26 protein-coding genes are annotated in these 24,881 nt (G+C 58.9%); 17 read left to right on the plus strand and 9 right to left on the minus strand.

Going from position 1 to position 24,881, the window contains the following annotated elements; genetic code table 11:
- Positions 1-194: 194 nt before the first annotated feature.
- The 3 genes from ACYQ11_RS14935 (at position 195) to ACYQ11_RS14945 (ending at position 2,402) form a co-directional block, all read left to right on the plus strand.
- Positions 195-995: a PstS family phosphate ABC transporter substrate-binding protein gene (locus ACYQ11_RS14935; RefSeq protein WP_459924605.1), complete on the plus strand. Its 801-nt coding sequence runs from the start codon at positions 195-197 to the stop codon at positions 993-995.
- Between the two features lie 45 nt (positions 996-1,040).
- The gene (locus tag ACYQ11_RS14940; RefSeq protein ID WP_459924606.1) at positions 1,041-1,634 is read left to right on the plus strand and encodes a hypothetical protein; all 594 of its coding nucleotides are present in this window, start codon (positions 1,041-1,043) and stop codon (positions 1,632-1,634) included.
- Between the two features lie 78 nt (positions 1,635-1,712).
- On the plus strand, positions 1,713-2,402 hold the full coding sequence (locus tag ACYQ11_RS14945) for a PilZ domain-containing protein (RefSeq protein ID WP_459924607.1): 690 nt from the start codon (positions 1,713-1,715) through the stop codon (positions 2,400-2,402).
- 24 nt (positions 2,403-2,426) lie between these two features.
- On the opposite strand, the gene ACYQ11_RS14950 is transcribed toward ACYQ11_RS14945, so the two are convergent.
- The 6 genes from ACYQ11_RS14950 to ACYQ11_RS14975 all read right to left on the minus strand — a co-directional run bounded on the left by ACYQ11_RS14950 (position 2,427) and on the right by ACYQ11_RS14975 (position 8,860).
- On the minus strand, positions 2,427-3,854 hold the full coding sequence (locus ACYQ11_RS14950) for a cobyrinic acid a,c-diamide synthase CobB (protein WP_459924608.1): 1,428 nt from the start codon (positions 3,852-3,854) through the stop codon (positions 2,427-2,429).
- Between the two features lie 40 nt (positions 3,855-3,894).
- The gene (locus ACYQ11_RS14955; RefSeq protein WP_459924609.1) at positions 3,895-4,143 is read right to left on the minus strand and encodes a dissimilatory sulfite reductase D family protein; all 249 of its coding nucleotides are present in this window, start codon (positions 4,141-4,143) and stop codon (positions 3,895-3,897) included.
- Between the two features lie 86 nt (positions 4,144-4,229).
- Positions 4,230-5,378, minus strand: a complete 1,149-nt coding sequence (gene dsrB, locus ACYQ11_RS14960) for a dissimilatory-type sulfite reductase subunit beta (protein WP_459924610.1) — start codon at positions 5,376-5,378, stop codon at positions 4,230-4,232.
- A gap of 14 nt (positions 5,379-5,392) precedes the next feature.
- The gene (dsrA, locus tag ACYQ11_RS14965) at positions 5,393-6,769 is read right to left on the minus strand and encodes a dissimilatory-type sulfite reductase subunit alpha (protein ID WP_459924611.1); all 1,377 of its coding nucleotides are present in this window, start codon (positions 6,767-6,769) and stop codon (positions 5,393-5,395) included.
- Between the two features lie 310 nt (positions 6,770-7,079).
- Positions 7,080-8,222: a hypothetical protein gene (locus tag ACYQ11_RS14970; protein ID WP_459924612.1), complete on the minus strand. Its 1,143-nt coding sequence runs from the start codon at positions 8,220-8,222 to the stop codon at positions 7,080-7,082.
- 17 nt (positions 8,223-8,239) lie between these two features.
- The gene (locus ACYQ11_RS14975) at positions 8,240-8,860 is read right to left on the minus strand and encodes a tetratricopeptide repeat protein (RefSeq protein WP_459924613.1); all 621 of its coding nucleotides are present in this window, start codon (positions 8,858-8,860) and stop codon (positions 8,240-8,242) included.
- 222 nt (positions 8,861-9,082) lie between these two features.
- On the opposite strand from ACYQ11_RS14975, the gene dapA reads away from it, so the two are divergent.
- Positions 9,083-10,114, plus strand: a complete 1,032-nt coding sequence (gene dapA / locus ACYQ11_RS14980) for a 4-hydroxy-tetrahydrodipicolinate synthase (RefSeq protein ID WP_459924614.1) — start codon at positions 9,083-9,085, stop codon at positions 10,112-10,114.
- An 81-nt stretch (positions 10,115-10,195) separates the two neighbouring features.
- Here the strand turns inward: dapA and ACYQ11_RS14985 are convergent, their stop codons facing one another.
- Complete coding sequence (locus ACYQ11_RS14985; RefSeq protein ID WP_459924615.1) at positions 10,196-11,008, minus strand: YkgJ family cysteine cluster protein; 813 nt, start codon at positions 11,006-11,008, stop codon at positions 10,196-10,198.
- Positions 11,009-11,240: 232 nt separating this feature from the next.
- Between ACYQ11_RS14985 and galU the strand changes: the two genes are divergently transcribed.
- The 4 genes from galU (at position 11,241) to ACYQ11_RS15005 (ending at position 14,578) form a co-directional block, all read left to right on the plus strand.
- Positions 11,241-12,113: a UTP--glucose-1-phosphate uridylyltransferase GalU gene (gene galU, locus ACYQ11_RS14990; protein ID WP_459924616.1), complete on the plus strand. Its 873-nt coding sequence runs from the start codon at positions 11,241-11,243 to the stop codon at positions 12,111-12,113.
- A gap of 17 nt (positions 12,114-12,130) precedes the next feature.
- On the plus strand, positions 12,131-12,847 hold the full coding sequence (locus tag ACYQ11_RS14995; RefSeq protein WP_459924617.1) for a response regulator: 717 nt from the start codon (positions 12,131-12,133) through the stop codon (positions 12,845-12,847).
- A 106-nt stretch (positions 12,848-12,953) separates the two neighbouring features.
- Positions 12,954-14,336: a sensor histidine kinase gene (locus tag ACYQ11_RS15000; protein ID WP_459924618.1), complete on the plus strand. Its 1,383-nt coding sequence runs from the start codon at positions 12,954-12,956 to the stop codon at positions 14,334-14,336.
- Between the two features lie 26 nt (positions 14,337-14,362).
- The gene (locus ACYQ11_RS15005; RefSeq protein ID WP_459924619.1) at positions 14,363-14,578 is read left to right on the plus strand and encodes a hypothetical protein; all 216 of its coding nucleotides are present in this window, start codon (positions 14,363-14,365) and stop codon (positions 14,576-14,578) included.
- A gap of 4 nt (positions 14,579-14,582) precedes the next feature.
- Here the strand turns inward: ACYQ11_RS15005 and ACYQ11_RS15010 are convergent, their stop codons facing one another.
- Positions 14,583-15,413 (minus strand): alpha/beta fold hydrolase, encoded by an 831-nt coding sequence (locus ACYQ11_RS15010; RefSeq protein ID WP_459924620.1) that lies wholly within the window; start codon positions 15,411-15,413, stop codon positions 14,583-14,585.
- Between the two features lie 450 nt (positions 15,414-15,863).
- Between ACYQ11_RS15010 and ACYQ11_RS15015 the strand changes: the two genes are divergently transcribed.
- The 5 genes from ACYQ11_RS15015 to ACYQ11_RS15035 all read left to right on the plus strand — a co-directional run bounded on the left by ACYQ11_RS15015 (position 15,864) and on the right by ACYQ11_RS15035 (position 20,563).
- The gene (locus tag ACYQ11_RS15015) at positions 15,864-17,096 is read left to right on the plus strand and encodes a hybrid sensor histidine kinase/response regulator (protein WP_459924621.1); all 1,233 of its coding nucleotides are present in this window, start codon (positions 15,864-15,866) and stop codon (positions 17,094-17,096) included.
- A complete protein-coding gene (locus ACYQ11_RS15020) occupies positions 17,071-17,505 on the plus strand; it encodes a response regulator (protein ID WP_459924622.1) in 435 nt (144 codons plus the stop codon). The genes ACYQ11_RS15015 and ACYQ11_RS15020 overlap by 26 nt, the downstream gene beginning before the upstream one ends.
- Complete coding sequence (locus tag ACYQ11_RS15025; RefSeq protein ID WP_459924623.1) at positions 17,498-19,333, plus strand: chemotaxis protein CheA; 1,836 nt, start codon at positions 17,498-17,500, stop codon at positions 19,331-19,333. Before ACYQ11_RS15020 ends, ACYQ11_RS15025 begins: the two co-directional genes overlap by 8 nt.
- Positions 19,330-19,743: a response regulator gene (locus tag ACYQ11_RS15030; protein ID WP_459924624.1), complete on the plus strand. Its 414-nt coding sequence runs from the start codon at positions 19,330-19,332 to the stop codon at positions 19,741-19,743. The genes ACYQ11_RS15025 and ACYQ11_RS15030 overlap by 4 nt, the downstream gene beginning before the upstream one ends.
- 121 nt (positions 19,744-19,864) lie before the next feature.
- Positions 19,865-20,563 carry a GntR family transcriptional regulator gene (locus ACYQ11_RS15035; RefSeq protein ID WP_459924625.1) on the plus strand — a complete coding sequence of 233 codons (699 nt, stop codon included), beginning with the start codon at positions 19,865-19,867 and terminating at the stop codon, positions 20,561-20,563.
- 165 nt (positions 20,564-20,728) lie between these two features.
- Here the strand turns inward: ACYQ11_RS15035 and ACYQ11_RS15040 are convergent, their stop codons facing one another.
- Positions 20,729-21,832 carry an NADH:flavin oxidoreductase gene (locus ACYQ11_RS15040; RefSeq protein ID WP_459924626.1) on the minus strand — a complete coding sequence of 368 codons (1,104 nt, stop codon included), beginning with the start codon at positions 21,830-21,832 and terminating at the stop codon, positions 20,729-20,731.
- A gap of 200 nt (positions 21,833-22,032) precedes the next feature.
- Here ACYQ11_RS15040 and yjjX point away from each other — a divergent pair, with 200 nt between their 5' ends.
- The 4 genes from yjjX (at position 22,033) to ACYQ11_RS15060 (ending at position 24,875) form a co-directional block, all read left to right on the plus strand.
- Complete coding sequence (yjjX, locus tag ACYQ11_RS15045) at positions 22,033-22,575, plus strand: inosine/xanthosine triphosphatase (RefSeq protein WP_459924627.1); 543 nt, start codon at positions 22,033-22,035, stop codon at positions 22,573-22,575.
- A 200-nt stretch (positions 22,576-22,775) separates the two neighbouring features.
- Positions 22,776-23,162, plus strand: coding sequence for a CBS domain-containing protein (locus ACYQ11_RS15050; protein ID WP_459924628.1), 387 nt, complete (start codon positions 22,776-22,778; stop codon positions 23,160-23,162).
- A gap of 122 nt (positions 23,163-23,284) precedes the next feature.
- On the plus strand, positions 23,285-23,635 hold the full coding sequence (locus tag ACYQ11_RS15055) for a cupin domain-containing protein (protein ID WP_459924629.1): 351 nt from the start codon (positions 23,285-23,287) through the stop codon (positions 23,633-23,635).
- Between the two features lie 79 nt (positions 23,636-23,714).
- The gene (locus ACYQ11_RS15060; protein WP_459924630.1) at positions 23,715-24,875 is read left to right on the plus strand and encodes a multidrug effflux MFS transporter; all 1,161 of its coding nucleotides are present in this window, start codon (positions 23,715-23,717) and stop codon (positions 24,873-24,875) included.
- Positions 24,876-24,881 lie beyond the last annotated feature (6 nt).

The raw sequence follows: 24,881 nt of genomic DNA on the forward strand, positions 1-24,881 counted from the left end.
ATAGTTGAACACTATAAAGAAGATGCCGGACGCTGTCAAGCCGCGTTTTTTTCCCTGAACACGGATCGCCTTAATGCCCTCTTGAAACAGGATCTTGGCTTGCGTCCGGAGGAAATATGACGTATAAAAAGGAACGATTTATTTTCGTGTCACACAGCATCTTTAACCCTTCACTGTACCTGGAGCCCCGGATAATGAAACGACATCTCGTCTTCCTCTTTTCAGCTTTCATGGTTTTCATTTATGGTCTTGCGGTTCCCGTGAGCGCCGGACCCGAGTTCGTCCTCAATGCCGCCTGTTCCTCACAGATCGCCGAAGCCTTCCAGCGTGAGTTGCTCGAACGCTTCATGACCGACAGCGGTGTCAAGGTCAAGGTTCACGTCTTCTCCTCGGATGTCTGCCTGGATCGGCTTCGCAACGGGTTTTCGAACCTTGCGGGCTCCACTGTCCCCATTTCCCAGGCGGACCGGAACACCGGCATGATCGAGATTCCCATGTGTAAAGACCCCATGGCGGTGATCGTCAACCCCGAAAGCGGCGTCACCGACCTTACCCTGTCCCAGATCCGGCGGATTTTCAGCGGGTCCGTCACCAACTGGAAGGACGTGGGCGGCAACGACCTTCCCGTTGTCCGGATTATCCCCGCGGCCAACACCGGAGCCTGTATCAATTTCAAGCAGCAGGTCATGGGTCCCTTTGAGATCAGCGACGACCTGATTGCCGGAAAAACCTTCACCGCCCTGACCGGGGTCCGCAGCATACCCGGTTCCGTGTCGTTTATCGCCGGGGCCATCGCCCGGAAACACAAGGACATCACGATGCTCTCCGTGAACGGCGTCTCGCCCGGTGCCGGCAGTTATCCGTTTTATCAGACGTTTTACATGGTTCTCAAAGGAGAGCCCTCGCCCATGATGAAAGAAGTGATCAAGTACATGCTGTCGGACAAGGCCAGACAGCACATGGTCGATCGCGGCATGGTTCCCTTGCTCAACTAAGGGTCGGCCGATCTTTCTTTTTTCATTTCACTCGACAGGAAGGCCATGATGACATTCAAAACGATCAGCACCCTTTTTCTTGTGTCACTGTGTTTTTTCGTGAGCGGCTGCGCCACGGTTCTGACAACGGCGTACAAGCCGATCAACGAAACCCGGCACGGCGACACCGTCGTCGGAGATCAAATCGGGTTCAGTTACGCTATAAGCGAAGAAAAACAAGACCTTTTGCTGCTCAAGCAGCCCCTGTGCAGGGAAAACATCCAACTGATCAAGGTGGAACGCAAGCAGCTTCACGGCGTGATTCCCGCGATTCTGGAAATGCCGTTTTTCGGGCTGGGGCTCCTTGACCTGGTGGTGGCCGGGGTGATCACCCGGGCCAGTGTGGAGGAATCGCCCGGAGAGATCGCGCCCGGCCACCATGTGGTTGCCTGCGGCGATCATCTTCCTGCGGCCCGGCAGCCATTGGTGGTACAGTATCCCATCAGCGTGACGATGATGGACGCCGTCACCGACGACGCGGGGCGGATCCCGCTCAAACTGCTGAAACCCGCCGATTCACGTGATCGTCAGTTCACGATCTTTGTTCGAGAGGAAACCGGCCTGTCCTACGTCAGAACCGTCGACGCAGGATCCTGGTGACAGGCTGACGGTCCGACGTCAGCGACGGTGGTTTTTCGGGCAGAGAAGGGGGGTTTCTTTTAAAAAGGAATCATCGCCATGAACGAGGCTCAAAGCACCGCACCGGAATACACCGGCATGCGGCTGAACATGGAACTGGGTAGTCCGATCAAAATTCACATCGAGAATTTCGACCAGCCCTTCAAGGGGGTCCTGGTGGGTCTCGAACCCCAGGAGTACCTGTTGGTCCGGACGGCCATTCCCAAGGAATTCGAATGCGCGATCATGCCCGGCCTGATCTTCCATGTCACCTACCAGAGTCTCGATCTGGAATACGGATTTGAAACCTCCGTCATCGATGTGATCGACAAACCGTTCCGTCTGACCTTTCTGGCCTACCCTCGCCAGGTCAAAAGCCTGGAAACCCGGGTCCAGGCCCGGGTCAGCTGCTATATTCCAGCCACGGCCCAGCTCAATGAAAACACGATCAAGGGAACGATTACCGATATCAGCACCCGGGGTTGCCGTTTCGTGATCCGTCTGCCGGTCAACCTGATGCCCAGGCAGGTGCTTCTCATCGATGCCGTCGACCTGTCCTTTCCCATCATGGGTATGCCCGGCCTGCAGTTTTTCGGCGGGAATGTACGCAACACCACCATCGACCGGGAAAAGATCGCTCTGGGCGTCGAATTCACAAACCTCGATCCGAAGCTTCATGCCAGCATCGACGACTACATTCGCAATGTCACCGAAATGAGCATGATCGGCCAGCCGCCGACCACACCGTGAGAGCCTGCCGGTAAAAACGGGGAATCAGATCGCTGCGCGTCCGGCCCGGTATTCCCCGGCTTTTTGGACAAAACGGGCCGCCCAGGTCGGATTTCCCAGGGCGTGGATATGGGTGTAACAGGCGAAGACGTTTTTGTAGACCACACCGTCTTTTTTATCGGCCATGCCCGTGCCCCGGATCATGGTCATGGCCGTATCCAATGAGTCGTCCCAGTCCACGATTTTCGAATACCTGAATTCATGCCCCTTGACCTCGGTGTCCAGGTCGAAAAAGGCGTTTTCCCGGCTGACCCGGGCCACGACATAGCCGTGCCCCTGGGGCCGCTTGGACAGTCCGAACGACAAGGGAAACACACCGACCATGGGGTAGAGAGCCCCGTCGACCGTCAGGTCTCGTCCCAGATACATCAATCCGCCGCACTCCGCGTAAATGGGGAGCCCCGCGTCCGCAAGTTCCCGAACACGCCGCCGAAAGGGCTCGTTGGCCGCCAGTTCCCGGGCGTGGGTCTCCGGGAATCCCCCGCCGATGTAGAGGGCGTCCACATCCGCATCGCCACTGCCGGTCAGGGCGCTCAGGTAGACGATGCGCGCGCCTTCGGCCTCCAGGGCTTCGATGTTTTCCGGATAATAAAACTGAAAGGCGCCGTCACGAACCACCCCGATTCGGGGTCCGTCCTCGGCGTTTTCTGAAACGATGTGAGCAGGCACCGGGTGCTTGAGTCCCTCGGGGATTCGGGTATGGGCGTGACGGACGGCAAGAGAGACCAGCCGATCAATGTCGATGTTTTCCCGGGCGATTTTTTCAGCGCTTTCAATGGATGATCCGGCCCAGGCGTGTTCCGGCGTGGGAACCAGACCCATATGGCGTTCGGGGAAATCATGACTGCGCAGCTTGGGCACGGAACCGATGACCGGGACGCCGGTGTGGTACTCGATGTTCCGGGTCAGGTTGTCCCGGTGCCGGGCCCCGGCGACCTTGTTGAGAATCACGCCTGCAAGGGTCAGATCGGGATCGAAATGAAGACAGCCGAGAACGGCGGCGGCCATGGTCCGGGTGGACTTGGTGCAGTCCAGGCACATAATCACCGGAAGTCCCAGCAGCTTGGCGGTTTCCGCCGTGCTGGTCCGACCGTCCAGGTCGATGCCGTCAAACAGACCGCGATTGCCCTCGACCACGGCGATATCGGCACCGGCATGCAGGGTTTTGGTAATGTAGGAGTGAAGAACGTGTTCTTCGGAGATCAGATAGGTGTCAAGATTATAACAAGGCCGGCCGGCGGCGAGAGACAACCAGCCGGCATCGATATAATCCGGACCTTTTTTGAAGGGGGCCGGTGTTTTGCCACTGGCCCTCAGCGCTGCGGTGATCCCGATGGTGATCAGTGTTTTTCCGGACCCGCCGCAGAGGGCGGACACAAAAAAACCCGGGCACCCTTCGTTGTCAGCTAGCATGATCATTCACAGCGTTTTGGGAAATGTCAAAACAAACCGATCAATCTTCGCCTTCGGCGCCGGCTTGTTTGCCTGCACCCTTGAGGCCGATCATGGTGGTGCTGCCGCTTGACCAGTATTCGAGGATGCCTTCGGCTACCATGTCGTTGACGATTTTCTTGACGGTTCTGGGTTTTTCTTCAGGGAAGAAGGCATAGAAATCCTTGAGGTAAAATTTGGATTTGGATTTGCCTTTTTTCTCGAGATTTTCAACGATGATTTTGTGGGCTTCAGCGATGTCTAATGCCATGTTCCTTCTCCTTTTTTAAATAGCGACCGGAACCCGGGGTATCCGGGTTCCGGTCGACCGTATAACGAGATGATACCCGGCTTAAATTAGAATTTAAACAGGGTTGACTGACGCCAGGTGTGATAGGCTGCATCACGGAAGTCGTCGATCAGGTGGTGCGTGAACTCGAGGTCACATACTTCAAAGAAGCGTTCCCAACCGATTCTCTCGGCCCAGTCGCCCAGACGTTCGTATTTGTTGGCACCGTTGGAGTAGGCGTTGACCATCTTCTGAATGGTCTCGGTCATGGTCGGCCAGCGCGGGGTTTCGTTGGGAATGAAGGCCACGACAACCTTGGAGAACTTGGGTGCGCTGATGCGGTTGGACACTTTACCACCGGCCATCAGAACGATACCGTCGCCTTCCGCATCGGACAGCGGCATGGACGGACACATGGTGTAGCAGTTACCGCAGTACATGCAGCGTTCGTTCTTCACGGCCACGGAGTTGACGGTGGTGCCGTTGGGCAGTTCAACCTTGGCCGGACGGATGGCTGCGGTGGGGCAGGCAGCCACGGCCAGGGGCACTTCACAGACCTTGTCCAGGTATTCGTGATCGAGGATCGGCGGCTTTCTGTGGTAACCGAGGATGGCGATGTCGGAGCAATGTACGGCACCGCACATATTCAGGCAGCAAGCCATGGAGATACGGAGTTTCGCGGGCAGCTTCATATCCTGGAAGTCGGCGAACACGGCGTCCATGGTGGCCTTAACCGTACCGGAGGCATCGGTGGCCGGGGTGTGGCAGTGAATCCAGCCCTGGGTGTGCACGATGTTGGAGATACCGGCACCGGTGCCGCCGATGGGGAACTTCATGCTGCCGCCGTCGAATTTTCTCTGGGCCAGGTCGGCTTTGAGGGCGTCGAGCTTGTCTTTGCTGGTCACCATGAATTCGATGTTGTTCCGGGTGGTGAAACGGACATGACCGTCGCAGTGCTTGTCGGCGATGTCGCAGATTTCACGGACGTGGGTGATACTCATCAGACGGGCGCCGCCGCAGCGCACGGTGAACACTTCGTCGCCGGATTCGGCCACATGGACCAGAACGCCGGGTTCGAGGATTTCATGATGGGACCATTTGCCTTTGTTTTTCTTGATCACTTCCGGGTAAAATTCATCATAGTGACGGGGCCCGATATCGGTGATACGGCCTTCCATCGGTTTATCCGGATTGTATCCTGCGGAAATAAATGCCATGTTGTTATACCTCCCTAGCGTGCATGCGCTTTTCTGTATTCTTCAATGTCACGTTCCCAACCGCCGTCAACTTCGTCTTCTTTCCAGAAGATGTAGGGGTTGGTTCGCGGATGCTGAACATGAACGGCCATGGGCTCGGTTTCAACTTTTTCGAGGAACTTCTGGAGACCCTGACGGATCATCAGCTCGCCGAGACGTTCACGGTTCTTGCCTTCTTCCATCCAGTAATCCCAAACGAGTTCGATAAACTCACAGAGGGCCTCGTATTTTTCTTCCAGGTATTCCATCCATTCGTCTTCATCGTCGAAATCAGCCAGCTGTTTGTTCATGGTTGAATCGATGGCGATAAAGGGTTTGATCAGGGTACCCATCTGGGCACCGTCAACAATGGGGGCCTTGGCGCCGCAAAGAATGGAAACGCCGGTTTCAACGCCGGGTTTCAGGGCCTTGGGCATGACGTTGATGCAGTGCATGCAGCGGGTACATTCCTTGTCGTAAATCTTGAGTTCGCCGTTGACGTAGGCCATGCATTTGGTGGGGCAGAGGTCGATGACTTCTTTCTGGATGTCGAATTTACCCCAGTCACGTCCCTTGTGGGAACCGCCGCCGGCCACGTTGGTGCCGTCCACGTAGGCTTTAACCTGGGCCTGGTCAATGCGGATCGCGTCTTTCCAGGTCCCGATGAAGGACAGGTCGGAACGGGCGATGGAGCAGACGCAGCCGTTGGGGCAGCCGTCGAACTTGAATTTGAATTTGTAGGGGAAAGCCGGGCGGTGAAGTTCGTCCTGGTATTTCATGGTCAGGAAGTAGCACAGTTCCTGGGTGTCGTAGCAGGAATATTCACAGCGTGAGCTTCCGATACAGTCGGCCGGGGTACGGAGGTTTGAACCGGAACCGCCAAGGTCCTGATTCATCTCGTGGGTCAGCTGATAGAAGATTTCTTCGAGCTGGGGCGTGGTGGTTCCGAGGAGGATGATGTCGCCGGTGGAACCGTGCATGTTGGTCAGACCGCTGCCGCGAAGGTCCCAGATGTCCATGAGCTGACGCAGGTAAGCCGTGGTGTAGTATTTACCGCCGGGCTGAGCCACGCGAACGGTATGGAAAGCGGCAACACCCGGGAAGTCTTTGGGTTTGTCGCAGTAACGGCCGATGATACCGCCGCCGTAACCGAAAACGCCGACGATACCGCCGTGTTTCCAGTGGGTGGTCCCGTCTTTGTAGGAAAGTTCAAGGATTCCGAGAAGATCTTCACAAACATCAGCAGGGATCTGATAGTCGAGACCTTTTTCGTTTTTTGCCCGAGAAGCAGCTTCCTGCTTGATGTCGGACACAAAACTCGGCCACGGCCCGGATTCCAGCTGGTCTAACAAAGGGGTTTGATGCTTTGCCATTGCCTTACCTCCATTAAATAAAATGTTCTCAACTCAACATAACGAAAAACGTTCGCTTGACCCGTAGGCCGGGCTGTCAAGTTACTCCACCAAAATGTAACTACTTAAAATAATTTAGGACTTCAACAAGTTCTACAATTATTCAATATGCAAAACCATGATATTCAAGCTACATGGTATAAATTTATTGGGCGTTATTGTCAATAAAAAAGGATTCTTTCCCTGTTTTTGAGACCTTAGCCCCGACACCCGGCTGCCTCGCACTACCGTATCTTGGGTGTGGCCGTCATCCGTTCTGGTTATCTTGTGTTCACGCCGATCCGTTGGCCCTCGCATCCAGAGCCGCCCGGACCTGCCGGATATGATCGGTCAGGTTGGCCCGGATCACCGGCAGATCGGGGGAGTCGGGGTGGTAAGACCCGATCAGCATCTCGGCCGTTTCCAGCCACTCCCCTTCGGGGATTTCCAGGGCAAAGGCCGTGAAGCCGCCTGCCCTGTCCGGACCACAGGACGCCAGCCCATCCAGGAAACCGTCGATCACCGGACCGAGACAGGCGGACTCGGCCCAGAGGGTGTCATGAATACCGTCTTCCCTGTCGAGGCGCATTCGTATTGACAGATTGATGAAGAAAATCAGGGCGGCCTCGATCACGGCGTCGGGGTCATCGGGCATATCCTCGAACAGGGAGGTATACTGGCGCACCGTGATCAGCCGGACATCCAGATCCTCCCCACGGCCCTTGACCACAAAATCACCGGCGGCATGATGCCAGGGCTGGATCTGTTCACCGGTCAGAGGGTTGTAGCAGGAGGTGAGAATCCGGGCCGCCTTGCGGTACAGCCGTCCGCACTCCTGCGGCGTCAAGCGGTAATGCCCCCGCTGTTCATCCCAGACCACCACCTGCTGGACGCCGTCGTTTCGTGTGAGGTGGAATTCATGATAATCGTCCAGCCATCGGGCGGCGAACACGGCCGCCTCGGCCCCGCCGTCGGTGGTGAATCGCCCCCGGCCGTAAACCTCGGGCAGGGCGTCGGTCACGCGGGCAAGACGACTCAGGGCCTCACACTCCCGGTCAATGCAGGACAGACCCGCCGGCGAGACCGCCAGATTGAGTGCCAGGGACCATCCCCCGCCGCGACGGAGACAAACATCCACCCGGGACGGATGATAGAACGTGCCGTGTTTGACCAGACAGACGGAAAGCTCGGACAGATCGGAAACGGCAACGGCTTCTCCCGACAGGGCCGAACCTGCGGCCCGGACCACGGCATAATCATCGTCCGCCAGAAACCGGCGGGCCAGGGTGAAATAATCGCCCAGGCTGACGGCGGCTCCTGCGGTCTCTCCGGGACGCCGACTGTCCGGCAGGGGGTGAGCCCAAAGCGCCGACCGCTCGTTTACCGGATGATCGGTGTCGGACACGAAAAACGTAAAATGGGGGCCGGGCGTCATGGCAGGCTGCTCCGATGTCATCGATGGGCGTTGATGTCGTCGAGCAGTTCCTTGGATACCTCGTACCCTAAACCGACGGCCTTGTCGATGTGCTCGGCGGCCAGGGCATAGTCCCCGTTTTCCAGGTAGGCGATAGCCAGGTTGTTGTGTGCGATGGGGAAATCCGGCTCGATTTCAAGGGCCTTCTTGCTTGTTTCTATGCTCTCGTAGACCAGCCCCTTCATCAGGTAGGCGTTGGCCAGGGTGGTATAGGCCTGGAGAAACAGGGAGTTGAACACGATGGCCTTCTGAAGGTTCTTGATGGCCTCGTCGATGTTCCCCCGTTGCAGTTCGATAAACCCGATGTTGCCGTAGCCGATGGAAAAACCGGCCCGGGCCTTGGTGGCCATTTTGTTGTAGTACAGGCAGCCCTCCATGTCCTCGCGCTGAAGGCAGATGGCACCGAGCTGCACATAGGCCTCGGCCAGGGTGGGGCTGCATCCCACGGCCTCATGAAGCTCCGCTTCGGCCTCCTCGTATTTCTTCTGTCCCATCAGGGCCACGGCCAGATTGTAATGGGTGGTCCCGCATTCGGAATTGGACGCCAGCGCGTTTCTCAGCTGGGCGACGTACTCATCTGCATTTCGTGCTATAGCCATTGTTTTCAACCCTTTATTCTCAATGAGTTTCCATGTTGTGAACAAATGTATGTACATGGTTTTGCCGGGATTGACAATGTTTAAAACGCCGCAAAGAAAAATCGGTTTTTTAAACAACTGAATTCCTATGGATTTTGGCACCGAAAATCATTGACATTATCCCTGCCGTTTTTTATTAAACCGTGTTGAGCAAACAACGAACAACCCTAATCAGGAGGCATTATGCATACCGGCTGCTACACGGCCCTGATCACCCCGTTTTCGGGTCAGGACGTGGACTATCAGGGCCTTGAAAGGCTGGCTGACTTTCAGATTGCAAACGGAATCAGCGGAATTCTTGCGGTGGGAACCACGGGTGAAAGCCCGACCCTCGTCTGGGATGAACACATCAAGGTCATCGAACATATCTCCAAAAAAACGAAGGGCACCTGCCTTTGCATCGCCGGTACGGGCAGCAACAACACCCTCGAAGCACTTTCCGCCACCGGGCATGCCCATGCGGCCGGAGTCGACGCCGTGCTGCTGGTCGATCCCTACTACAACGGACCCAGCTCCATCGAAATCCGGAAAGAGTATATCGGACCGGTGGCCGAAGCCTTCCCGGACCTGACCGTGATACCTTATATTATACCCGGCCGGACCGGAGCCCAGCTGCTTCCCGAGGATCTGGCCCTGCTCAAGGACCGGTATCCCAACGTCTCCGCCGTCAAGGAAGCCACGGGCAACCTGGACAACATGAAGCGGACCCGCCAGGTTTGCGGGAAGGACTTCATGATTTTTTCCGGCGACGACGCCCTGGTCTACCAGATGATGACCGATCCGGCCATCTCGGCCTGCGGCCTGATTTCCGTGGCGTCCAACATCGTCCCCCGGTTTGCCGAAAACCTGGTGTCCCTGATCGCCCAGGACCGTCTGACCGAAGCCCGCGCCCTGATGACGGAACTCGAACCCCTGTTCAACCTGACCACCGTGGTCACCCGGGAATCCACGCCCTACGGCGAGATCGCCTGCCGCGCCCGGAACCCGTTGGGCATCAAGACGGCCATGGCGATTCTGGGCATGCCCTCCGGCGGCTGCCGACGCCCCCTGGGCCGGATGACCCGCAAGGGCCTCGATCATGTGCTGGCCATCCTGAAAACCGTTCAGGCCCAGACGCCCCATCTGCTGGCGCCCATCGCCGAGTTTTTCGGGGTGGACATCGATGCGCGGCTGAACGACGAGGCCCTGCACCGTCACCTTTCCTACGACGATTGATTGGTCCTGCCGGACCATCAAACGACAAAGGGCGCCGCATAACGGCGCCCTTTCTGTTGAATAACGGTTTGAACCCCCGGGTCAGCTCGTTTTTTTCCGGGACTGGGCGGCGGTTTCATTGAGTTTGTAGGTTTTTTCATCCCGGTTGAAAAACACGTCCCGCAGCCAGCTGAACCCGAATTCCAGAAGGGCCACATCGTCGTTGCGCATGGCCTCGACGACGTCGTCGTCGATGGTGTAGAGGGACAGAAAGCTGCTTTCGAACACGAACGACCGGAATTTGTCGATGTTGTAGCAGACCATGAAAAACATCTGCTTGGCTTTTTCGGAAAACTGGATGTTCGCGGGAAAGGACCGCTTGAGGACGATCAGATCGGCCCAGCCGGCATTGATCTCGTCGTGGATGTCCACCCCCTGGTCCTTGCGCCATTCACGAACCGTCCATTCCTTTTTTTCCTCGAAACCCTTGCAGTGCGGTTCGTTGATAAAAAAGAAAAAATCGTCCTCGTCGGTGCCTTCCTTGTGACTGAGGGACCCCACACCCAGGGGATAATAGCGGCAGGTGGTGGGCCGGGAATCGTAGATCAGGCAGCCCTCGTCCCGGACAAAGGGGCAGGAGCGGATCTCGTCATCCAGAAGTTTCAGGGTCACCACCGGCAGATCGGTTTTTTCCAGGAGTTTGGGTTCGGTGTACACGGCCAGAAACTCTTCGGAGGTCATTTCCAGTCGGTTTTTCATCAGAAGGATATCATAGGGCGTCAGCATGATGTCGATGCCCCGGCAGCACCGGGTGAAGCAGCTGACGTTTTTGTGGCATTCAAAGGTAAACGGTGTATCCATGCCCAGTTTGACAGGCGTAATCTGTGCCTTGGCATCGGCGTCATTCTGGCTCATTAGCTTTATCTCCTCGGTTTAATTGATAAATCATCACCCTGATCGGATGAACAAGTTTAGTAGATTAAACGGAAATTTCCTTTAGTTCAATAATTTTCTTTGCAACGATTGATTTTACAACCGATTGAGATTATACCATGTCTGACGATCATGTCCGTCCCGGCCGGTTCCTTTCTCCGGTGCATTCAGGGGCGCCGAATTCTCTTAACCGATTCTGAACCGAGGTCGACCCATGAAAATCAGAAAAGCCGTTTTTCCCGTGGCGGGCCTGGGCACCCGATTTCTTCCGGCCACCAAGGCCCTGCCCAAGGAAATGCTTCCCGTCGTTGACAAGCCCCTGATTCAGTACGCCGTTGAAGAAGCCTTGAACGCGGGCATCGAACAGATCATCTTCGTGACCGGCCGGGGCAAGACCGCCCTTGAGGATCATTTCGACAAATCCTTCGAACTGGAAAGCATTCTCCAGGAAAAAAACAAGGAACACTCCCTGCGGGAAATCGTGAAACTGGTTCCCGAAACCGGCACCATCATCTATACCCGCCAGAACGAACCCCTGGGCCTGGGTCACGCGATCTGGTGCGCCCGGGACGTGGTGGGCGACGAGCCCTTCGCCGTGCTTCTGGCCGACGACCTGGTGAAAAGCGAAAAACCGGTTCTGTCCCAGATGATCCAGCGGTTCTGCCGCCTTCGGGCCTCCATGGTGGCCGTCATGGAGGTGGCCCCGGACCAGACCGACAAATACGGCATCATCAGCGGCCGGGACATCGAAGACAACGTGATCCAGCTCGACGCCCTGGTGGAAAAACCCGCACCGGCCGAGGCGCCCTCGAACCTGGCCATCATCGGCCGGTACATTCTCACCCCGGAAATCTTTTCCATTCTGGGCCGGAAGAAACGGGGGGCCGGCAACGAAATCCAGATCACAGACGCCATGGAAACCCTGATCCGGTCCCAGCCGATCTTCGGCTATCGTTTCGACGGCACCCGGTTCGACTGCGGCGACAAGGCGGGGTTCCAGATGGCCAACATCGCCTTCGCCCTCGATCGTCCCGAGATCCGGGAAAAACTGGTTCCCTTCATCCGGGACCTGGTCGGGACCTGGTAGACGCAGGAAACTCCGTGATGACACGACGAATTCTCGTGATCGACGACGATGCAATCCTCCAGCAGCTGCTGGCCGACTACCTGACGGCCCAGCAGTACGACGTCACGTCGTCCCTGACCGGCGGCGAGGGCCTTGCCGTTCTGACGGCCTCGCCGGATCCGGCCTTCGATCTGGTGGTCCTCGATATCATGCTTCCGGACCTGGACGGCTTCGAAACCCTCCGGCGCATCCGGACCCTGTCCGCCGTGCCGGTCATCATGCTGACGGCCCGGAACGACGAAACCGACCGCATCATCGGCCTTGAAATGGGCGCCGACGACTACATGCACAAGCCCTTCAATCCCCGGGAGCTGCTGGCCCGGATCAAGGCCGTGCTCAGACGCTCCGGCCCGGCGACGGGCCCGGCCGACGACCTTCACCGGGAGATCGTTCAGATCGGCCCCTTCACCCTCGATCCGGCAAAGGGGAAACTGTTCCGGGACGGCCGGGACATTCCGCTGTCCGGCGTTGAATTCGACATTCTCAAAGAGCTGGCCATGAATCCGGGCCGGCCCCTGTCCCGGGACCATCTGCTGAACATCGCCCGGGGCAGGGATTTCGAGGCCTTCGACCGGTCCATCGACGTCCACATCAGCCGGATCCGGAAAAAAATCGAAGACCGGCCCGCCCGCCCGGTCTTCATCAAAACCGTCTGGGGCAGGGGGTATGCCTGGGGCGAAACCCCCTTGTCCTGAAGCGTTTTTCATCCCGGCCTTTACACCCTGTCACACTTTTTACATTCCCCGACACACCCGGTTTACACCCCTGTGATATACCCTGATGCATGACGGGAGACTCTATATGTTCCAACGATTATATGTAACCATGGCCCTTTATTTTCTGTGCGTGATCGCCGTCACCCTGACGGCCGTGACCCTTTTGTTCTTTTTCACCGTGGGGCGGCCCCTGGCCCGGGAAATCCACACCATGCTCCGCAGCCATACCCGATACCTTTCGGATCTGGTCCGGGACGGGGACACCCGGTCCCTGTCGGAGGACTTCGACCGCTTTCGGCAGAGCTACGGATTCGATATCGTCCTGTACGACGCCGACCGACGGCCCCTGGCCGCCACCTCGAACCTCGGCCCTGCGATGCCGGCCCTGACCGAGGCCATGACGGCGGCACTGGAACAGGGGGACCTGTTCGTGCAGAGCAGCCACTTCGGCCGGCCGCTGATCTATGTCCTGCCCGTGAACGTCGACGGCTCACCGCCTTACCTGCTGTACCTGTCCCGACATTTTCCGGCCAACCGAATGCCCCGCGCCTTTCTGAGCGGCCTTGTCCTGATCGGGCTTCTGCTGGCGGCGGCCGTCTATCCCCTGTCCCGGTCCATCACCCGTCCCCTGTCCGATCTGACACGGGATCTCACGCGCCTGGCCGAAGGCCGCTTCGACGAACTTCCGGACAGCTCCCGGGCCGACGAAATCGGCCGGCTGATCCGCGGCTACCGGGATATGAGCCAATCGGTCCACCGGATGATCGTCTCGAAAAAAAAACTGCTGGCCGACATTTCCCATGAACTGTGTTCCCCCCTGGCCCGGATCCGGGTCGGCACCGAACTGATCCGGGGCAAAACCGACGATCCGTCGGCCGTCCGCTACCTGACGAACATCGAAAGCGATATCGACACCCTCGATCATCTGATCGATACCCTGGCCGCCTATTCCCGAATGAATCTTCCGGGATTTTCCCTGTCCGTGGCGCCCATCCGTCCCCTGGACCTGCTGAAAAGCCTCCGGGAGGTCTACCTGCCCCTGTCGGAAGCCCGGGGCATTTGTCTTTCCCTTGCGGTTCCCGACACCCCGGACCGGGTCACCGGCGACGGCGAGCGCCTCAAACAGGTGTTTTCAAACCTTTTGGACAACGCCCTGAGGTTCACCGGCCCGGGCGGAACCATCACCCTGGGCGTCGAAGACCGGGGGGCCTCCCTGTGCTTTTATGTGGATGATCCGGGTCCCGGCGTTCCGGAATCCGAGGCGGACAAAATTTTCGACCCCCTTTACCGGGTGGATTACTCGCGAAACCGAAACATCGGCGGGGCCGGTTTGGGGCTTTCCATTGCACGCACCATCGTGGAACTTCACGGCGGGGTCCTGAGCTACGCACGCATCGACCGTCAGACCCGGTTTTCCTTCTGTCTGGCCAAGACGGCGGAACCCGGATCGCCGCCCGACAATTCATAAACACTCTGACATCACGGGAGACATGGATGAAAAAATCGACAAAACGCCTTTTACGCTTTCTTTCCATTGTGCCGGCGCTGCTGGCCGTCATGACCGTCCTGCCCCACGGCGGAGCAGATTCCCCGTCAATTCTGGGATACAAGGCCCTCTGCCCCTTCGCCCCGTTCAGCACCATCATCTTGATGTACCTGGCCCTGACGGCGCATCGTTACCTGGGCAGCGCAAACGACGGCACGGCCTGACCATTCACCGGCCGCAGCCAAGAAAGGCCAGGATCTCCCGGCTCATGGCTTCGGGGCGTTCAACGGCGAGCATGTGACCGGTGTCCTCGAACACCACCAGCCGGGCTCCCGGAATTTCCCGGGCCATCATGCGGCTGGGTTCAATAAACAGATCGTCCTTGTCGCCGACCAGAATCAGGGTGGGGCAGGCGATGGACCGGAGCCCCTCGATCCGGGGATCGGGGTCGGTATAAAACGAACGGATAAACGCGCCCAGGGCCATGCGATCCCCCACCCGGACCATGTCATAGGCCCTCTGAAACAGAATCTCTCGATCCGGCCGCTCGGCTATGCCCCTGAAAAACGGAAAGGGCTGCATCCGGATGCCGGCCATGATCCGTTCCCAGCTGTTGGTTTCAAAACTCCGGGCGAACCGGTCGTGAAAGGCCCGGCCCTGATCGGCGTCCTCAAAGAAGCTGGTGCGCGAGGCCGTGCCGGTGAGCATCAGGCTGAGCAGGCGATCACTGCGGCCCGCGGCATAGCGTACGGCGGCAAATCCGCCGGTGGAATGGGACAGCAGATGGAACCGGTCCAGTCTCAGGTGATCGGCCACCGCGTCGATATCCGCACAGAGACTGTCCACGTCATAGCCCGGGTGATCTCCGATGATCCGGGTTTCGCCATGGCCCCGCATGTCCATGGGGATCACCCGGACATGACGGGCCAGGATGTCGCTCACCCCGGTTTTTGTATAATACCGCGTGTTTTCGATGAGTCCGTGAACGGCGATGACGGGTTCTCCGTCGCCGTGGTCTTCATAATAAATTCGGGCATTCCCGCTGGGAGCAAAGGGCATGGGCGTTTCCTTTTCTGATAGACGTTGAGGTCGATATCGATGGGAATGCTATAGGGAAATCCATCGAATCTGTCAACGCCCGGACCGGGTCAACCCCGTGGCCCCTTTCCTGTTGAACCCCTGTCAAAACCGGCATCGATAGCCGGCCTAAATGCTTTCTCACGGAGGCCGGTTTGCTTTTCTTCAAGACGATGAAACATGCGATTGCCCTGTTTCACCCGGCCTGGACGATTGACAAACACAATCAAACCCCCTAAAATAACCCGAACATCAACTCATCAAGAGCCTTGGCATCGTCCCCCTCCGGCGGGACGCCGATCAATCAACCCGACCCAGGCCGTGACAACGATCGTCCCGGCGTTTTCGGATCGACGCCCCCAACCGGGACGACATCCCCAGGGCCTTGCCCGTCGGCCCGACGTCATCCGACAGAACCATGGAGAATCCATCGTGAAACGACTGCTGATCGCCGACGACGACACGACATCGCGCCTGATGCTTGAGACCGTTCTCAAACGATGGGGCTACGAGGTGGTGGTAACCCGGGACGGCCGGGAAGCCCTGATGACCCTGCTGAAAAGCGATGCACCCCAGATGGCCCTGCTCGACTGGATGATGCCGGGCACGGACGGCCCCACGGTATGCCGGATTCTCAAGGAAAGCAGCCGGATGGACCCCCTGTACCTGATCATCATCACATCGCGGAGCCGACCGGAAGACATGGTCGACGGCCTCAACGCCGGGGCCGACGATTACATCGCCAAGCCCGTCGACACCCGCGAACTGATGGCTCGGATCGATGCCGGCTTCCGGTCCCTGGATCTCCAGATGCAGCTGAAGGATTATTCCAGGAACATGGAACAGCTGGCCCAAGAACGGGCGGCCCAGCTGATCCATGCGGACCGCATGGCCAGCCTGGGCACCCTCAGTGCCGGCATCGCCCATGAAATCAACAATCCTGCGTCCTTTATCTCGATCAACATCCAGACCCTGGAGCAGAACTGGCACCTGATCGAGGCCTCTGTCGCCGGCCGGGCCTCGGACGACGAGCGGAAGCGGGCGCAGGCAATCTGCCGGGAAATCCCCGCTATGTTTTCGGAAATCCGTGACGGTATCTCCCGGATCAAGGGCATCGTGGACAACCTGAAAAGCTTTACCCGGTCCGACGGACCCCGGTACCGGGAAATCGCCGTCGACACCTGTATCGACCATGCCCTGAAGCTGTGCGCCAACCGCCTCAAGCACCGGGTCCGGGTCCACCTGAATCTTCCGGACGGTCTGCCGAGGATCATCGCCGACGATCGCCGGCTCGAGCAGGTGTTCGTCAATCTGTTCATCAACGCCGCCGATGCGATGGAACAGGCCGACGGCACGGGCGGGGACCTCGTGATCGAGGCCTCCGCCGATGACGACCGGCTGACGATCACCGTCAGGGATTCGGGGCCGGGTCTGACGCCCGATGTGCTCGAGCGGATGTTTTCACCGTTTTTCACCACCAAGGAAGAAGGCAAGGGTACCGGACTGGGCCTTTCCATCAGTCAGGGCATCATCACGGATCACGGTGGGACCCTCACCGCAACGAACGCCGATGCGGGCGGGGCCGTGTTCAGCATCCGTCTGCCCTTACGGTTTCGTCCACCCAAACAAAGGATTTCCCATGCAACCACGCATTCTGATCGTTGACGACGAAGAACCCATCCGCCAGTCTCTGGCCCGTCATTTCGCCTTCAGGGGCTACGAGACCGAAACGGCGCAAAACGGCCGGTCGGCCCTTGCGGTCATGGAGCAGAAAGCCTTCCAGGTGGTGATCTCGGACATCATGATGCCGGTCATGACCGGCATCGACCTGCTCAAACGCATCCGGAAGGATTACCCCATGACCCGGGTGATCATGATCACCGGTTATGTCACACTGGAAAACGCCCTGGCCTGTCTGCGTTACAATGCCGATACGTGCATCTTCAAACCCATCGAAGACCTGGGTGAACTGGACCGGGCCGTGGACACGGCCCTCCACTATCTGGACCACTGGAAAAAAAAGCTGACGGCGCTGAGCGCCATGCATCCCGATGGAGAAACGCACCATGACTGACACGCTCGATCCGGACCGGGAACTCCTGCTCGGATTCATCGAAGAATCGATGGACAGCCTGGCTGAGGCCGAACAGGGCCTGATCCGCATGGAAGCGGAACCGTATGATACGGATCACCTGAACGCCGTATTCCGGGCGGTTCATTCGCTCAAGGGCAACTCGGCCTTTTTCGATCTGATGCGGGTCAAGCGCCTGTCCCACAAAATGGAAGATCTGCTCGACGCCCTCCGACAGAAAAAAACGGCCTGCACCCCCGATCTCATCGACCGTCTGCTCCCCGGACTGGACCTGCTTCGCCGTATGCTCGAGCGGGTCAGAGACGGTGAATCCGAATGCGAGGACGAGGCGTTGTTTGATCAGATTCTCTCCCGCATGGACGGTGTCCCCCCCGTGACGGATCCGGCCGCTTGCCTGGACAAACTCGACCGCCTGCTCAAACGGATCCGGCGTTTTCTTCCCGAGGAATGGGCACCGGCCCTCGACGACGCCATTGCCCTGACCGAGGCCGGCGCCCCGGAGCCGAAACCGCCGTCGCCGGAACGGTCCGCCGCGCAAGCCCTTGAACCGGCGGCACCGGAACCTGCGATCCGGTCCCAGGCCGGAGCCCCGAAAACGGACAAAACCATGCGGATCTCCGAAAGCAGTCTCGACGGCTTTCTCGATCATGTGGGGGAACTTCTGGGCATCGAGGAAATGCTCCATCACGCCATCCGGATGAAGGCCGCGGTCGGCAGACAGGGTGATCCCGTGCTGGACGATCTCAAACAGACGGTTCAGCAGTTCAGTAAGCTTTCGGCCGCCCTGCGCAAGGACATCATGGATATCCGCAAGGTCTCACCCCAGGCCCTGTTGGGCAAGGCGCCCCGGATCATCCGTGAAGTGGCCCAGATATCGGGCAAACAGATTACGGTCCTCACCTCGGGGGAAGAGATCCCCATCGACAAAAGCTACGCCGACCTTCTGGACGCCCCCCTGATTCACATGGTCCGCAACGCGGCGGACCACGGCATCGAAACGCCGGACCGACGGATTCAGGCCGGAAAACCTGCGGAGGGAACCATCCGGGTTGACCTGACCGAAGAAGAGCTGGATCTGGTCCTCTCGGTGTCCGATGACGGCGGGGGCCTGGACCTGGACGCCCTGGGCCGGAAGGCTGCGGAACTGGGTCTGGTCTCCCCGGGCGCCCCCCTGTCTGACGAGGATGTCATCCATCTGCTGTTTATGAGCGGCGTGTCCACCGCCGGGACCGTGACGGAGATCTCGGGCCGCGGTGTGGGCATGGATGTGGTCAGGCAGGCCATCGAAAGCGCCGGAGGACGGATCACGGTCGACAGCCGGCCCGGAAAGGGGTGCACCTTCAAGGTCCTTCTTCCCCGGAACGTCAGCACCAAAATCGTCGACGGCTACCTGGTGTCCACGGCCTCGGGAACCGTGTATGTGCTGCCGCTGAAATCCGTCATCGAAGCCTTTGCCGCCCATCCGGATCAGATCGGATCGGTCCGGAACGCCGCGCAGATCGTCACCCGGCGGGGAATGATCTACCCCCTGATCCCGTTGGGTGAACGCGTCGGCGACACTCCGGCCGGCGGGTCTTCTAACGGAGGCGATACCCTGGTCCTGGTCCGTCACGGGGGGCGCTCGGCGGCCCTTTCCGTGGCCGCCGTGGTCGGGGTTCAGAAAATCGTGGTCAAGCCCATCGAGGGCATGCCCATGCACGCCGACCTGTTCGACGGGGCCGCCCTTCTGGGAGACGGCCGGGTGGCCCTGGTTCTCGGGGACAGGGGGCTGACCCATGTTTGTGATCACAGTGAAAGGACAAACGCATGAAAACACTGATCGTGGAAGATGATCTGACCAGCCGGCGACTGATCCAGGGATACATGGAAAGTTACGGCCCCACCCACCTTGCGACCAACGGCACCGAAGCCATTGCCGCCTTTTCCAAGGCCCTGATCGACGAAGCCCCCTTCGATCTGGTCTGTCTGGACATCATGATGCCGGGGCTGGACGGGCAGGCCACCCTGAAAGTCCTTCGGGATCTGGAGGAGGAGCGGGGGATTTTTTCATCGGACGGCGCCAAAATCGTGATGACCACCGCCCTGTCCAACATGGCCAACCTGGCCAGGGCCTTCAAGAACCTGTGTGACGGCTATCTGGTCAAACCCATCAGCAAGGCCCGGCTGGTCGAGGAGTTGACCAGGATCGGCCTTCTTGATTCCGGTTCCGGGGAAAAATGACCCCCCGGGCGCTCACAAAAGCATTTTGATTCATGCCGGTCTGTGATAGACATCTGATTCAGCGGTTCGGACCCCCTAAGGCGGCCCGGATCGATTTTTTGTCTTACGCTGGGAACCGGACATGACATTCAATCCTTCGAAAAACCTTTCCGATCAAATCGCCGATCACCTGATCGACCAGGTGATCAGTCTGGCCATCCTACCCGGTGAGCGCATCCTCGAACAGAAAATCGCCAAAGAACTGGGGGTCAGCCGATCCCCGGTTCGCGAGGCGTTCCGGGTTTTGGAGCAGACGGGCCTGGTGGAACTTGTTCCCCGGTGCGGGGCCCGGGTCACCGCCATCACCGAGGAGCGGATCGAAGCCTACTGCGACGTCTTTATCCTCGTTTTGGGCCATGTGGTCCGCCGATGCATCGAAAACCACACGCCCCGGCAGTTCGACGCCATGACGGCACTGTACGATGAAATGCTCCGCCATGCCGCAAACAACGACAACCGCAATTTCTACCACGCCCTGCTCAAGTGCGTGAATATCGGTATCGACGCCGCGGCCAACCCGGCCCTGACCCAGCTGGTCCGGAGCATCATGCCCTTCCTCAAGCGCCTCCAATACATTGCCATCGCCCTCAAGGCCGGGGAACTCCAGAAAAATTTCAGCTATTTCCGCCGGATCCTCGACGCCATCGAACACAAGGACGTCGACCAGGGGGTCCAGGCCATCGAAGCGTACATCATCCACGAAAAAACCATTACCCTGAATGCGGTGCGCCAGTCCAGGCTGGCCTCCTTTCTGGAAAGCGAGAAAAAAACGGCCCCGTGACCGCTGTTGGCGGGCACGGGGTTCGGACTTCGAAGAAAACACGGCGCCACCGTCGTTTCTCGATAGTGACGCCCCCGGTTCCGGGCCGTGTGTCGTGTCACCCCGTCCTGAGCGCCGGAACCGCACCATGGCGGGAGCCTTCCTTTTTTCCGGATCGCCGGGATGTCACGCCGTTTGTTTCCTGTCCAGAATGCACTGGTTTCCCTCGGGGGCGAAACACTGGCCGCAGGAGGTACACCGGGGTTTGGCTGCGGGATCCCCGGCCCAGACGTTGATCAGGTCGGGCTGGCTGAAAAGGGGACGGGACAGAGAAAAATACGCGATGTCGGTGTCGGCCAGCAGGCCCTCCATGACCGGCACGGAGCGGTTGCCTCCCACCAGAATCACCGGGGCCGAAACGGCTGCGGCGATCTCCCTGGCGTATGCGCTGAAATAGGATTCCCGGTCGACCGCGTCGACGGTAAGGGTCGGCTCCTTTTCCGGCTTGGGCGCCCGGAACACCGGACCGCCGCTGATTTCCACCGCCGTGATCCCCTTGTCGGACAAGCGCCGACACAGGGCCTTGCACTCTGAAAACACGAATCCCCGATCCCCCATAAAATCGGAACAGTTCAGCTTGATCAGCACGGGATAGTCCGGACGGGTGTGGGCTTTGATGCTGTCGAAAACCTCCTCGATGATCCGGCCTCTGTTTTCCGCCGTACCCCCGTACTGATCGTCACGAATGTTGAAACTCGGCGACAAAAACTGGTTGAGCAGATAGCCGTGACCGGCATGGATCTGCACCCCGTCAAACCCGCAGTCCATGGCCCGCCGGGCCGCCTCGCCAAAGGCGGTGACCAGGGCCCTGATATCATCGAGTGTCATCGCTTTGGGCGTGATGCCTGAAATCTTGTTCAAGACCGCCGAGGGCCCCCAGATCTCACGGGTTCCCACATCGTGCCAGGTAAATGATCCTCCGTACACCAGCTGGAGAAAGATGGCGCTGCCCAGCGCGTGAACCCGTTGGGTCAGAGGCCGGAAGGATTCGACCACGTCGGCGTCATAGGCCCCGAACATCCTGGGGCTGGGCTGCTCATGTTTCATCACAAAGGCGTAGCCGGTGATGATGGCCCCCACCCCGCCTTTTGCGAGATTTTCGTAAAGGGCCATGATTTTATCGGTCATGTGGCCGCTCTCTTCGGCCTGGGCTTCCCAGGTCGCCGACCGGAAAAATCGGTTTTTCAACGTGATCCCCCCCAGTCGGGTCGGTTCAAACAGACGCTTCATATCCGTCTCCTCTGTGCTCATCGGTTAAAAAACAGCCACTATAAAACCGGACGGTCCGAAAATCAAGGGCCTCAAAAAGGGACCGGCAAATAATTCATCACAGGGGATTTGCCCTCAGGTCATCGGCTGTGATATACAGACGGACACCTGCAACGTTAACGGGGCTTGACACCCTGGTGCCAAACGACACGGAGGTCGCCATGATAATCATGATCGGTTCGAAAAATCCCAATAAAATCCAGGCTGTCACCGATGCCTTTTGCATGTTCGAACCCTTCAGGGGCGCACGGTTTACCGGCGTGTCGGCCCCATCCGGCGTGTCGGACCAGCCCCTGGGGCTGGAAGAGACCATCACCGGCGCGGGCAACCGGGCGAAAAACGCCTTTAACGGCTGTGATTTCAGCGTGGGCCTGGAGTCGGGCCTGGTGCCGGTGCCCCTGTCCCGAACCGGGTATATGAACCTGTCGGCCTGCGCGATTTTCGACGGCGCAGACCTCTACCTGGGTCTGGGACCGGCCTTTGAACTGCCTGAGGCCGTCACCCGCCTCGTCACCGAACACAAGCTGGAGCTGGACGAGGCCATCCTCCGCGCCGGCGTCTCGACCAACCCGCGTATCGGCTATTCCGAAGGTATCATCGGCATCCTGACCCAGGGGGTCATCACCCGGAAAGACTACATGACGCCCGCCGTGTCCATGGCCATGGCCCGGTTGATGCCTGAACGATTCCAGCGACTTATTTGATTGACTCCGGCCCCCTCACCCGATATAATCCGGGTATTCCTTCTCACACTGCTTCATCCGCGACTCATGTTCCTGAAACCATCAACCACGGGAGCGACGTATGTTGACCGCCGAAGCCATTCTGGCCCTGGTCGACCGCACCATGATCCGGGTCCCCGAAACCATGACGATCATCGATGTCCTTTCGATCATGGTAAACAATGGTAAACAACAAATCCGGTGCGGCCTGTGTGGATCGACAGGGTGTCATTGTCGGTCTGTGGACCGAACGCGACCTGATGCGCAACCTTCTCACCAAGGGGTTTGACATCCATACCGCCCGCGTCGGGGATCACATGACCACCGACTTTCACACCGTTCCCCACACGGAAGGTCTCATCGAAATGCAGGATCAGTGCGCGGGACGATGCACGCGGCACCTGTTCGTGGAAAAAGAGGGCCGGATCATCGGCCTGCTGTCCACCGACGATCTGATGATCGCCAATCTGAACGCGAAGTCCGACGAGGTCAGCGACCTGAAACGCTATGTGAGCCTTGAGTATTACGAAAACTGGCGCTGGAAAAAACCGACGGACCCCGCCCTCTGACCATCACGTCATCCTCAACAAAGGCTTGAACCTTTGTCGGGCAGACGGTATAGTTCGCCTTTGGCAATGAACCGACCGGAACCGTATCGTTCCTGTTTTCAGACACCTTTTCGAGGTCTTTCATGAAACTGATGCACTATACCGACGTGATTCCCACCCACATCGACAACGAGGCGGCCAAAGGCGTGGCCGCCCGGCTCCTGATCGGAAAAAACGACGGCGCGGACCATTTCTGCATGCGCCTGTTTCAACTGGACGAGGGAGGCCACACTCCCCGGCACAGCCACGAATGGGAGCATGAAATCTTTTTTCACCAGGGCGAAGGCGAAATCTTACTGGGCGGGGACTGGAAAAAGGTGGTTCCCGGCAGCGCGGCCCTGGTGCCCGGCGGCATGGAACACCAGATCCGCAATACCGGCAAGACGGTTTTATCCTTCGTCTGCCTGATTCCCGCAGGGTATCCGGAACTGTAATGTGATCGGGCGCACCGCCCGGTCATGACCCGGCATGCATAACCGATACACCGCAGGCACCCGATATTAAGGAGGGGTCATGGTTCGTCTCGTTCTTCTTCTGGCCCTTCTGGCCGCCTTTCCGCCCCTTTCGACGGACATGTACCTGACGGCCATTCCCCATCTCAAGGATCTGTGGCAGGTTCCCCTGTCGGTGATCAACCTGACCCTGGTGCTGTTCTTCGCCACCTACTGCGTCTTTCTTCTGATCTACGGCCCCCTGTCCGACCGCTTCGGCCGGAAACCCCCGCTGATCGCGGGCATCCTGATCTACTGCCTGGGCAGCTTTCTCTGCGCCCTGGCCCAGAGCGTCGTCATGCTGATCGCCGCCCGCATCCTCCAGGCCGCGGGTGCGGCCTCGGCCTCGGCCATTTCCATGGCCATCGCCAAGGACCGGCTGGATGTGCGGCACCGCCAGACCGTGCTCAGTTACATCGCCGTGATCATGGCCCTGGCGCCCATGATCGCCCCCATGATCGGCAGCCTGATCATGACCCGGCTGACCTGGCCCTGGATTTTTGCCTTCCAGGGCGCCATGGGTCTGGTGGCGCTGACCGGCGTCCTTCTGACCGGCGAGTCCCATCATGAACGGAAAGGCGAACGTCCCTGGGTTCTGGTGATGAATTATATGCGGATGCTGGGAAACGGGCGGTTCATGGGGGTGGTCACCTGCACGGCCATGATCGGCCTGCCCCATTTCGCCTTCATCGCCGGATCATCGACCATCTACATGCGGGACTTTCACCTGAGCAGCAAGGCCTTTGCCCTGCTGTTCGGCGCCAACGCCCTCTGCCTGATGATCGGTTCCATGGCCTGCGCCCGCTTCGGCAGACGCATCGGCACCCTTCGAGTTATCACCCTGGGGTATGTGGGCATGATCATCGGCGGCGCCATGATGCTGTCGGGCCTCTTCCCCGGATTCTGGGGCCTGGCCCTGCCCATGGGCCTGATCTCCTTCACCGGCGGCCTGAGCCGTCCGCCGTCGAACAACACGGCCCTCGAACAGGTCGACTCCCACGCCGGAACCGCCTCGGCCACCATGATCTTCTGCTACTTCATCGTTGGCGCCCTGTCCATGGCCGCCGTGTCGCTGGACTGGTCCGACACGGTCCGCTACCTGGCGTTCCTCTCTCTGGGCAGCGGCCTGCTCTCTCTGGCCGTCTGGATGCCGGTAAAAAAACGAATCCGCTTGCCCGAATGATCCGGC

The organism is Desulfatiferula olefinivorans (assembly GCF_054657895.1).